This is a genomic window from Streptomyces sp. PTL18 (assembly GCF_059510295.1).
Genome location: NZ_JCAJZO010000007.1, coordinates 86180 through 97046 on the forward strand (window position 1 = coordinate 86180; position 10867 = coordinate 97046).

The 10867-nt window shown below is 71.8% G+C and carries 9 protein-coding genes; 4 read left to right on the forward strand and 5 right to left on the reverse strand.

Annotated features, from left to right (window positions below):
- Positions 1 to 5: 5 nt before the first annotated feature.
- The 5 genes from AC5WS8_RS15635 to AC5WS8_RS15655 form a co-directional block, all read right to left on the reverse strand.
- A complete protein-coding gene (locus AC5WS8_RS15635; RefSeq protein WP_496103995.1) occupies positions 6 to 1085 on the reverse strand; it encodes a 2-oxoacid:ferredoxin oxidoreductase subunit beta in 1080 nt (359 codons plus the stop codon).
- The gene (locus AC5WS8_RS15640; protein ID WP_496103996.1) at positions 1078 to 3006 is read right to left on the reverse strand and encodes a 2-oxoacid:acceptor oxidoreductase subunit alpha; all 1929 of its coding nucleotides are present in this window, start codon (positions 3004 to 3006) and stop codon (positions 1078 to 1080) included. Before AC5WS8_RS15640 ends, AC5WS8_RS15635 begins: the two co-directional genes overlap by 8 nt.
- Before the next feature lie 289 nt (positions 3007 to 3295).
- Positions 3296 to 3955, reverse strand: coding sequence for a LuxR C-terminal-related transcriptional regulator (locus AC5WS8_RS15645; protein WP_496104228.1), 660 nt, complete (start codon positions 3953 to 3955; stop codon positions 3296 to 3298).
- A gap of 407 nt (positions 3956 to 4362) precedes the next feature.
- Complete coding sequence (locus AC5WS8_RS15650; protein ID WP_496103997.1) at positions 4363 to 5712, reverse strand: sensor histidine kinase; 1350 nt, start codon at positions 5710 to 5712, stop codon at positions 4363 to 4365.
- A 208-nt stretch (positions 5713 to 5920) separates the two neighbouring features.
- Positions 5921 to 7153: a sensor histidine kinase gene (locus AC5WS8_RS15655; protein WP_496103998.1), complete on the reverse strand. Its 1233-nt coding sequence runs from the start codon at positions 7151 to 7153 to the stop codon at positions 5921 to 5923.
- A 404-nt stretch (positions 7154 to 7557) separates the two neighbouring features.
- Between AC5WS8_RS15655 and AC5WS8_RS15660 the strand changes: the two genes are divergently transcribed.
- From AC5WS8_RS15660 to AC5WS8_RS15675, 4 genes are read left to right on the forward strand one after another with little or no spacing between them, the layout of a single operon-like run.
- Positions 7558 to 7959 (forward strand): NADH-quinone oxidoreductase subunit A, encoded by a 402-nt coding sequence (locus AC5WS8_RS15660; protein ID WP_496103999.1) that lies wholly within the window; start codon positions 7558 to 7560, stop codon positions 7957 to 7959.
- On the forward strand, positions 7950 to 8591 hold the full coding sequence (locus AC5WS8_RS15665) for an NADH-quinone oxidoreductase subunit B (RefSeq protein ID WP_496104000.1): 642 nt from the start codon (positions 7950 to 7952) through the stop codon (positions 8589 to 8591). Before AC5WS8_RS15660 ends, AC5WS8_RS15665 begins: the two co-directional genes overlap by 10 nt.
- Positions 8588 to 9901: an NADH-quinone oxidoreductase subunit C gene (locus AC5WS8_RS15670; RefSeq protein WP_496104001.1), complete on the forward strand. Its 1314-nt coding sequence runs from the start codon at positions 8588 to 8590 to the stop codon at positions 9899 to 9901. The genes AC5WS8_RS15665 and AC5WS8_RS15670 overlap by 4 nt, the downstream gene beginning before the upstream one ends.
- Entirely contained in the window at positions 9898 to 10866 is a 969-nt protein-coding gene (locus AC5WS8_RS15675; protein ID WP_496104002.1) for a complex I subunit 1/NuoH family protein, read from the forward strand. The genes AC5WS8_RS15670 and AC5WS8_RS15675 overlap by 4 nt, the downstream gene beginning before the upstream one ends.
- Position 10867: the final 1 nt, after the last annotated feature.

Sequence of the window (10867 nt, forward strand, 5' to 3'; positions counted from 1 at the left end):
CCGCGTCAGCCGACGACGGTCCAGGTGTCCCCTCCGGCGAGCAGGGCGGCCAGGTCGCCCTTGCCGTTCTGCTCGATGGCGGCGTCGAGCTGGTCGGACATCGCCGTGTCGTAGACGGGCCGTTCGACGGACCGGAACACGCCGATCGGGGTGTGGTGCAGGGTGTCCGGGTCGGCCAGCCGGGAGAGCGCGAAGGCCGTGGTGGAGGAGGTGGCGTGCGCGTCGTGGACGAGGATGTCCGCCTCGTTGTCCGGGGTGACGGTGACGACCTCCAGGTCGCCGGTCCGCCGGTCCCGTACGACACCGCGCGAGCCGTCCGCCCCGAAGCGGATCGGCTGCCCGTGCTCCAGCCGGATCAGGGCCTCCTCGGCGCTCTGCTTGTCCTTGAGGGCGTCGAAGGCGCCGTCGTTGAAGATGTTGCAGTTCTGGTAGATCTCGATCAGTGCCGTGCCCGGGTGGGCGGCGGCCTGCCGGAGCACCTCGGTCAGGTGCTTGCGGTCGGAGTCGATCGTGCGGGCCACGAAGGACGCCTCCGCGCCGAGGGCCAGCGACACGGGGTTGAACGGCGCGTCGAGGGAACCCATCGGGGTCGACTTGGTGATCTTGCCGACCTCGGAGGTGGGCGAGTACTGGCCCTTGGTCAGGCCGTAGATCCGGTTGTTGAACAGCAGGATCTTCAGGTTGACGTTGCGGCGCAGGGCGTGGACGAGGTGGTTGCCGCCGATGGACAGCGCGTCGCCGTCGCCGGTGACCACCCATACGCTCAGGTCCCGTCGCGAGGCGGCGAGCCCGGTCGCGATGGCGGGCGCCCGGCCGTGGATGGAGTGCATGCCGTACGTGTTCATGTAGTACGGGAAGCGGGACGAGCAGCCGATACCGGAGACGAAGACGATGTTCTCCCGCGCGAGCCCCAGTTCCGGCATGAAGCCCTGGACGGCGGCGAGGATCGCGTAGTCACCGCAGCCGGGGCACCAGCGCACTTCCTGGTCGGACTTGAAGTCCTTCATGGACTGCCTGGCCACGGCCTTGGGGACGAGTGAAAGCGCCTCGATCGTGCCCGTGCCTTCCGTGGTCGTCTCAGCCATCGATGGCCTCCTTGAGCGCGGCGGCGAGCTGCTCCGCCTTGAACGGCATGCCGTTGACCTGGTTGTAGGAGTGGGCGTCGACCAGGTACTTCGCCCGGATGAGGGTGGCGAGCTGGCCGAGGTTCATCTCGGGGATCACCACCTTGTCGTAGCGCCCCAGCACCGCGCCGAGATTGCGCGGGAAGGGGTTGACGTGGCGCAGGTGGGCCTGCGCGATCGGCTCCCCGGCCGCGCGCAGCCGGCGCACCGCCGCGGTGATCGGCCCGTACGTCGAGCCCCAGCCCAGCACCAGGGTGCTCGCGCCGTCCGGGTCGTCGACCTCCACATCGGGTACCACGATCCCGTCGACCTTCGCCTGGCGGGTGCGGACCATGAAGTCGTGGTTGGCGGGGTCGTAGGAGATGTTGCCCGTGCCGTCCTGCTTCTCGATGCCGCCGATGCGGTGCTCCAGCCCCGGCGTGCCCGGGACCGCCCACGGGCGCGCCAGGGTCTGCGGGTCGCGCTTGTAGGGCCAGAACACCTCGGTGCCGTCGTCCAGGGTGTGGTTCGGGCCCTGCGCGAACTGCACCCTGAGGTCGGGCAGCTCGTCCAGCTCGGGGACGCGCCAGGGCTCCGAGCCGTTCGCCAGGTAGCCGTCGGAGAGCAGGAAGACCGGGGTGCGGTAGGTGAGCGCGATCCGGGCCGCCTCCAGGGCCGCGTCGAAGCAGTCGGCCGGGGTGCGGGGGGCGACCACCGGGACCGGAGCCTCGCCGTTGCGGCCGTACATCGCCTGCAGCAGGTCCGCCTGCTCGGTCTTGGTCGGCAGACCGGTGGACGGACCACCGCGCTGGATGTCGACGATCAGCAGCGGCAGCTCCAGGGAGACCGCCAGGCCGATGGTCTCGCTCTTGAGCGCGATACCGGGGCCACTGGTCGTCGTCACGGCCAGCGACCCGCCGAACGCGGCACCCAGGGCCGCGCCGATGCCGGCGATCTCGTCCTCGGCCTGGAAGGTGCGCACCCCGAAGTTCTTGTGCCGGGACAGCTCGTGCAGGATGTCCGAGGCCGGTGTGATCGGGTAGGAGCCCAGGAACAGCGGCAGATCCGCCTGACGGGAGGCCGCGACCAGGCCGTACGCCAGCGCCAGGTTTCCCGAGATGTTGCGGTACAGGCCGGGCGGGAACGCCTTCACCGCCGGCGCGACCTCGTAGGAGACCGCGAAGTCCTCCGTCGTCTCCCCGAAGTTCCACCCCGCCCGGAACGCCGCGATGTTCGCCGCCATGAGGTCCGGCTTCTTCGCGAACTTCGTCTTCAGGAAGGTCTCGGTGCCCTCGGTGGGCCGGTGGTACATCCAGCTCAGCAGACCCAGCGCGAACATGTTCTTGCTCCGCTCGGCCTCCTTGCGGGTGAGGTCGAAGTCCTTCAGCGCCTCGACGGTGAGGGTGGTCAGCGGCACGGGGTGGACGTTGTAGCCGTCCATCGAGCCGTCCTCCAGCGGCGAGCCGTCATAGCCCACCTTCTGCATCGCGCGCTTGGTGAACTCGTCGGTGTTCACGATGATCTCCGCACCGCGCGGCAGGTCACCGATGTTGGCTTTCAGGGCGGCCGGGTTCATCGCCACCAGCACGTTCGGGGCGTCGCCCGGGGTGAGGATGTCGTGGTCGGCGAAATGCAACTGGAACGACGACACACCCGGGAGCGTCCCGGCAGGGGCGCGGATCTCGGCGGGGAAGTTCGGCAGTGTGGACAGGTCGTTGCCGAAAGAGGCCGTCTCCGAGGTGAAACGGTCACCGGTGAGCTGCATGCCGTCACCCGAGTCCCCCGCGAACCGGATGATCACCCGGTCCAGCCGGCGCACGTCCTTCGTGCCCGCCGGTTTGCGCTGTTCTCCTACGACGGCTCCGTCCGCCTGTCCCGCTGGACTGCTGACCTGGCTGGTCACTGAACTGGACCTCCCTCGAGGCGGCTGTCTGGGAGCGGCCGTCCCACCGGCCCTCCCAGGATCAACCCTACGTCGGTAAGGGTCGCCTTCCCTCGGCCGTTCGCATGATGGACACCATTGTGAGACGGTCTGGCGCCCCGATTCGTCATGATGTGCCCCATTTCCCGGGCCGCTCGTGAAGACGCTCCCCGTTCATCCTCTGGTGCCGGCACCGTGAGGGTGCTCGGCGACGCCGGAGCCCCGGTGGAGTTCGAGACCGGCCCCCGCTGTCTGACCCAGTGTCAGCCGATCAGGAGTTGAGATACGTGAGCACGGCCAGAACACGCCGGTGATCCCCGTCACTCGGGGACAGCCCGAGCTTCAGGAAGATGTTGCTGACGTGCTTCTCGACGGCACCGTCGCTCACGACGAGCTGCCGGGCGATCGCCGAGTTCGTCCGCCCCTCGGCCATCAGCCCCAGGACCTCCCGCTCCCGCGGGGTCAGCGCCGCCAGCACGTCCTGCCTACGGCTGCGGCCGAGCAGCTGTGCGACCACCTCGGGGTCCAACGCGGTGCCGCCCTCGGCGACCCGCACCACGGCGTCCACGAACTCCCGGACCTCGGCGACCCGGTCCTTGAGCAGATAGCCGACACCACGACTGGAACCGGCCAGCAATTCGGTGGCGTAGCGCTCCTCCACGTACTGCGACAGCACGAGCACACCCAGTCCGGGATACGCCCTGCGCAGCTGGACGGCGGCCCGGACACCCTCGTCGGTGTGGGTCGGCGGCATCCGCACGTCGGCGACGACGACGTCGGGCAACCGACCCCGGTCCGCCAGTTCGGTGATGGTCTTGATCAGTGCGTCCGCGTCCCCGACACCGGCGACGACGTCATGCCCGCGGTCGGTCAGCAGCCGGGTCAGCCCCTCCCTGAGCAGCACAGAATCCTCGGCGATGACGACCCGCACCCTGTCCTCCACGATCCCCGGCCCCCCACAATCCGTCCCCGGTCGCACGACGGGCTCCAGCATCCCAGGATCGGGACCTGTGCGGGGTGGCCGCCGCCTGAGTGAGGGGTGTGTCGGGCGACGGCCGGCGGGACCGGAGGGGAGGCCCGGGCCGCGAGCAGGGGTTCGGGGGTGGGTCGGCGCCTGGCCGGGAGGCGGGTCCGGGGGTTCGGGGGTGGGTCGGCGCCTGGCCGGGAGGCGGGCCCGGGGCGCCGCGCCGGCAGGCGCCCTCGGCCGAGAGCGGGTCCGGGGGCGCAGCGCCGGGCAGGTGCCCGGGGACGCGGCGCCCGATGGGGGAGCCCGGGGGACGGAAGGGGTGGCCGGCGGCCGGGGCGGAACCGATCAGCGCCGCACGGCGAGGGGCGCGCCTACGCCCGCCAGGGCAACTCCGCGGTGATCCGCGTGGGCCCCCCGACCGGCGAGTCCACCACCAGCACGCCGTCCACCGCATCGAGCCGCCCGGCCAGCCCCGCCAGCCCCGACCCGCCGGAGGCGTCGGCGCCGCCCACCCCGTCGTCGCTCACCTGCAGCAGCAGCCGGTCCTCCATCCGCCACACGTCCACCGTCGCCCGCGACGCCCGCGCGTGTTTGCTGACGTTCTGCAGCAGCTCCGAGACCGTGAAGTAGGCGATTCCCTCGATCGCCGGCGCGGGCCGCGACGGCAGGTCCACGTCCACCTCCACCGGCACGGCGCACCGCGAGGCCACCGCCGACAGCGCCGCGTCCAGCCCCCGGTCCGTCAGGACCGCCGGATGGATCCCCCGTGCCAGGTCACGCAGCTCCTGCAGCGCCGTCTTGACCTCGCCGTGCGCGTCCTCCACCATCCGCGCCGCCGCCTGCGGATCCTCCGTGAGTTTCTCCTTCGCCAGCCCCAGGTCCATGGCCAACGCCACCAGCCGGGCCTGCGCCCCGTCGTGCAGATCGCGCTCGATGCGCCGCAGGTCCGCCGCCGCCGTGTCCACCACCGCCCCTCGGTCCGACTCCAGCTCCACCACCCGGGTCGCCAGCCGCGACGGCCCGAGCAGCCCGTGCACCAGCAGCCGGTCCACCGTCGTCAGCCCCCGGACGATCCACGGCGTGGCCAGCGTGACCAACAGTCCCAGCAGGGCGGTCACCGTGATCTCGAACGGGTTGTCGAGGTACACGTGGTGCGTCTCGTCGCCGTACACCTGGATCCCGCCCTGACCGGCGTACGTCGGGAACACCCAGAACCACAGGGGATACGTCAGCAGTGCCCACCCGCACGTCCAGAAGGTGACCCCCACCGGGAACGAGAACACCGCCCACGGGAACCGCAGCACCGTGTACAGCAGGTGCCGCCACGACGTCCCGCTCTTGAGCATCGCCCCCGTCCACGCCATCGGCCCGCGCCCGTTCACCCGCAGCGGCTCCGGAGCGGCCACCTCCAGCCCCAGCAGTCCTCGCGCCCGGGCCCGCTCCAGCGCCCCGAACGCACGGCACCCGGCGAGCGCCGCCGCGAGCACCGGGACGCCCAGGAACGTCACCAGCAGGCCCGCCCCGATCGAGAACATCGTGACGCCGTAGACGAACATCGCGATCCCGATCGGCAGACTCAGCAGCAGGTAGCAGAACTCGCCCCAGCTGCGTGCCTCGATCGGCGCCCGCAGCGCCACCGGAAGCCGGTGCGGCCGCCCTCCGGCGCCCTGGAATCCAGGGCCGCCCCACTCTCCGTACCCCTGCCCGTACTGCGCGGCCATCGGCTCGTCCGTTCTGCTGGTCGTCGGTGCTGGTCGTCCACCCCGTGCTGGTCTCCACCCTGCTGCGTCCGCGCCCGCCCGGCCATGGAGCATGTCGGCGTCCCGAACCGGGGGTTTTCCCCACCCCGGACACCCCGGACACCCGGGACACCCGGACACCCCGGACAGCTCGGCCGGACCGGACGCACCCCGCGCGTCCGTGTCCGCGCTACCTGCGCCTCCGTCGCTCGTCCCCGCGGTTCCGCCACGGCAGCTCCGCCGTGATCGTCGTGGGGCCGCCCCCCGGTGAGTCGACGACGAACAGGCCGTCCACCGCGTCCAGCCGCTCCGCGAGCCCGGCCATCCCCGTGCCGCCGTCCAGGCGCGCGCCCCCGCGGCCGTCGTCCCACACCTGGATGAGCAGCCGTTCGTCCGCCCGCCACACCTCCACGGAGGCGGACCTGGCGCGGCTGTGCTTGCTGATGTTCTGCAACAGCTCGGAGACCGTGAAGTAGGCGATGCCCTCGATCGCCGCGGCCGGTCTCGTGTCGAGGTCCACGGTCACCTTCACCGGCACCGTGCAGCGCGTGGCGACCGACGACAGCGCGGCGTCGAGGCCGCGGTCGGTGAGGACCGCCGGATGGATGCCGCGGGCGAGGTCCCGCAGCTCCTGAAGGGCCAGCTTGACCTCGCCGTGCGCCTCCTCGACCATCGCCGCCGCCGAGTCGGGGTCCTCGAGCAGCTTCTCCTTGGCGAGGCCGAGCCCCATCGCCAGGTTCACCAGGCGGGCCTGCGCCCCGTCGTGCAGATCGCGCTCGATGCGCCGCAGATCGGCTGCCGCCGTGTCCACGACCACGCCACGGTCGGACTCCAGTTCGGCGATGCGTCGCTCCAACTCGTCGGAGGGGGACAGCAGGCCGCGCACCATCGCCCGGTCCACGTTGCCGAGTCCGCGTGCGATCAACGGCAGGACGGGCCACAGCACGAACAGCGACCCGAACGTCAGCGTGAAGCTCAGGATCCCCCAGGGCAGGCGGACGAAGTCGTACAGGAGTGTCCGCCAGCCCACCGGGTCCTTGAGCGTCATCGACAGCCACTGCACCACCCCGCCGCTCCTGCGCAGTGGCAGCGGACTCGGCTCCTCCACCCGCACCCCGAGCAGCGCCCTGGCCCGCGCCCGCTCCAGCTTGCCCAGTTGCCGCGCGCCCAGCAGCCCGGCCGCGAGCAGCGGGACGCCGATCACGGTCACCGTCAGCGCCCCGCCCGTGCACAGAACCGTGACCACATACGTGAAGCCGAGCAGCGACATCGGAAGATTCGCCAGAAGGTGCGCGATCTCCCGCCAAGTGCGCTCGTCCAGGGCCGTGCGCCCGGGCGGCGGCCACTCGCCGGCCGGTGCGCCCGTGCTGGTGCCGCGTCCGGCCGCGGCCGGTGCGCCCGTGCTCGTGCCGCGTTCGGTCACAACTCGCGACCCCCCGGACCTCATTCGGTCCTCCCCCAGCCCTCGTCCAGCCATGTCCCTGGCCCCCGTTCGGTCATCCAGCCCGGCCCGGCTCCTGCGGTGATGTCCGCCGGCCTGCCGCGTGCCGCGCCGTCGCACCATGAGCCCGACCGCCATGGCTTCCCGGGGGCGGCCCCGGGAAGGCGCAGATCCGGCCGCCGGCAAGGGGCATCCCGGACCCGCCAGAGGTACGTGATCCGAGTCGTACGGCGTGCACGGCCCGTACCAGGGTGTCTCGAGGTACGACGGGCTGCTTACGCTCTCTTTAGCAGGGCCTAGACTCCCGTGCGTACAGATCGTCGAATCAAGGTTCACCAGGGTCACCAGGTCACCAAGGTCACCAGGTCAGGGAGCGAGGGGCTGACGTGCCGCATTCGACCGCCGTCGCTGCCGTGGCGGCGGACTACTTCCGGTCCTACTCCGTCGTCGGGCTGCTCGCCGTCGTCGGCGTGCTCTTCGTCGCCGTCGCCTTCGGTGCGGGCCGCCTGCTGCGCCCGGTCGCGCCCACGCCCGAGAAGCTGCTGACGTACGAGTGCGGCGTCGACCCCGTCGGCGAGGGCTGGGCCCACACGCAGGTCCGCTACTACGTCTACGCGTTCCTGTACGTCGTCTTCGCGGTCGACTCGATCTTCCTCTTCCCTTGGGCCACGGTCTTCGCCGACCCGCGGTACGGGGCGACCACCCTCGTCGAGATGTTCGTCTTCCTCGGCTTCCTGGCCGTGGGACTGCTCTACGCGTACAAGAAGGGGGTCCTGGCATGGACGTGAACCCCGACCTGAACCCCACGACCACCGAGGCCCCGGGCCCTGTGCCGCTTCCGGAGCCCAAGAGGCTGGGCGCACTGGCCCGGCTCGCCCCCGAGCCGATGAAGGTGATCCTGAACTGGGGACGCCGCTACTCGCTGTGGGTCTTCAACTTCGGCCTGGCCTGCTGCGCCATCGAGTTCATCGCCGCCTCCATGGCCCGCCACGACTTCATCCGCCTGGGGGTCATCCCGTTCGCGCCGGGACCGCGCCAGGCCGACCTGATGGTGGTGTCCGGCACGGTCACCGACAAGATGGCCCCGGCCGTCAAACGCCTGTACGAGCAGATGCCGGAGCCGAAGTACGTCATCTCCTTCGGCGCGTGCTCGAACTGCGGCGGCCCGTACTGGGACTCGTACTCCGTCACCAAGGGTGTCGACCAGATCATCCCGGTGGACGTGTACGTCCCCGGCTGCCCGCCGCGTCCCGAGGCGCTGTTGCAGGGCATTCTGAAGCTCCAGGAGAAGATCGCGCGCGAGTCGCTGGGGGAGCGGTACGGAACCTCGCGGCCGTCCACCGCGGCCCTGCAGAGCGGCCTGGTCCAGCCGCCGTCGCCCGGCACGGGGCCGGGTCCCGGTCCGGAGGTGGGCCGATGAACGCCGTCGGCTGGCTGCCCGCATCCGCCGAGGAACTCTTCGGCCCCGACGCCACGGCCGAGGAGTCGTACGAGGTGCTGACCGTCGACGTCTCCCCGACGGGCTGGACCGAGGCGCTCCGCATCGCGCGCGACGACTTGGGCTGCACCTACTTCGACTGGCTGAGCGCGGTCGACGAACCGGGCACCGGCCTGCGCGTCTCGGCCCATGTGGTGGCCCTGTCCCCGGTCCGCCGTCTCCTTCTCCGGACGACCGTCCCGCACGAGGCCCCCGTCCTGCCCTCGGCCGTGGGCGTCTACGCGGGCGCCGCCTGGCACGAGCGCGAGACCCACGAGATGTTCGGCGTCACCTTCGAGGGCCACCCCGCGCTGGACCACCTGCTTCTGCCCGAGGGCTTCGAGGGCCACCCGCTGCGCAAGGAGTTCGTGCTGGCGGCCCGGGTCGCCAAGGCATGGCCCGGTGCGAAGGAACCGGGCGAGTCCGACCACGGCGGCCCCAAGCGGCGCCAGATGCTGCCCCCGGGCGTCCCCGACCCGAACGAGTGGGGGCCCCTCAAGGGCCAGCTTCCCCCGGCCCCCGCCCGCCCGGCACGGGCCGCCGGCCGGGCAGCGGGTGAACGCCCCGTCCGCCGCACCCGCACGGCGGCCGAGGGCTCCGCGAGCCAGGCCGCCGTCACGGGCGGGCCCCCGGAGACGACCGCGCCGCCGCGGCGTGCCCGCAGCGCCTCGGAGGGTTCGGCCTCGCAGCACGCGGTGGGGGAGACGGCGCCGACGGCTCCCGCCGGTCCGCGTCGGGCTCGGAGCGCTTCCGAAGGGTCGGCCTCGCAGCGGTCCGAGGGCGGTGCCGAGCCGACGGCTCCTGCCGCCGCGCCGCGCCGGGCACGGAGTGCGTCCGAGGGTTCGGCTTCCCAGCGCGCCGAAGCCCCGGCAGCCGAGGGCCCGCCGCGTAGGCCCGCCGTCGCCCCGCGCAGCTCGGACGCGCCCTGGCACCACGCCCGCCCGGCCTTCCCCGAGCCCGAGCCCGGCGCCGCGGAGAGCCCGGCCCGACCGGCGAACGAACCGGCGAATCCCGCGACGCACCCCGCGACCGAAGCCACGCACCCCGCGACCGAAGCCACGGAACCCGCGACCGGAGCCGCGGAACCCGCGACCGGAGCCACGGAACCCGGCACCGCTCCCGAGGCGGAACCCGACTCGACCGGCGGTGAAACCCGCCGTGAGGAAGCCCGCCCCGGCGACACCGAGCCCGACGATGCGGAGCAGCCCCCCAGGTCCCCGCACTCCGACGACCCCTCAGGAGGCATGCAGTGAACGGCGCTCTCGACGTCGCCCTGCGACTCCTCGCCGTGTTCGTCGTCTTCCTCACGTTCCCCCTGATCGTCGGCCAGACCGAACACAAGGTCATGGCCCATATGCAGGGCCGTCTCGGCCCCATGTACGCGGGGGGCTTCCACGGCTGGGCCCAGCTCGTCGCCGACGGGGTGAAGTTCGCGCAGAAGGAGGACGTCGTCCCGGCGGGCGCGGACCGCCGTATCTTCCAGCTGGCCCCCGCCGTGGCCCTGCTGCCCTACCTCCTGGTGCTCCTCGCCATTCCGATCGGCCCGAGCGAGGGCGCCGTCGGCCAGGTCGTCGACGCGGGCATCTTCTTCGTCCTCGCCGTCATGGGCGTCGGCGTCCTCGGCTCCCTCATGGCCGGCTGGGCCTCCGCCAACAAGTTCTCCCTCCTCGGCGGCCTCCGCACCGCCGCACAGCTCCTCGCCTACGAACTCCCCATGCTGCTCGCCGCCGCGTCGGTGGCCATGGCGGCGGGCACCGTCTCGCTCCCCGGCATCCTCGTCGCCTTCCACTGGTGGTGGCTGCCCTGGCAGTTCGTCGGCGCGATCGTCTTCTTCGTCGCCGGCCTCGCCGAGCTGCAACGCCCGCCCTTCGACATGCCCGTCGCCGACTCGGAGATCATCTTCGGTGCGTACACCGAGTACACCGGCCTCCGTTTCGCCCTGTTCCTCCTCGCCGAGTACGCCGGGATCATCGTCCTGTGCGGACTGACCACCGTCCTGTTCCTGGGCGGCTGGCACGGCCCCTGGGGCGACGCCGGTCTCGGCTGGCTCTGGACGCTGCTGAAGACGGCCATCCTCGCCTTCCTCGTCATCTGGCTGCGCGTCACCTATCCCCGACTGCGCGAGGACCAGCTCCAGAAGCTCTCCTGGACCCTCCTCATCCCCCTCTCCCTCGCTCAGATCGCCCTCACCGGCATCGTCAAGGTGGTGATCCAGTAAC

Excerpts from the sequence above, each read along its gene's own strand:
- AC5WS8_RS15670 (WP_496104001.1), top strand. The coding sequence starts at position 8,588 with ATGAACGCCGTCGGCTGGCTGCCCGCATCCGCCGAGGAACTCTTCGGC.
- AC5WS8_RS15635 (WP_496103995.1), bottom strand. The coding sequence starts at position 1,085 with ATGGCTGAGACGACCACGGAAGGCACGGGCACGATCGAGGCGCTTTCA.
- AC5WS8_RS15665 (WP_496104000.1), top strand. The coding sequence starts at position 7,950 with ATGGACGTGAACCCCGACCTGAACCCCACGACCACCGAGGCCCCGGGC.
- AC5WS8_RS15650 (WP_496103997.1), bottom strand. The coding sequence starts at position 5,712 with ATGGCCGCGCAGTACGGGCAGGGGTACGGAGAGTGGGGCGGCCCTGGA.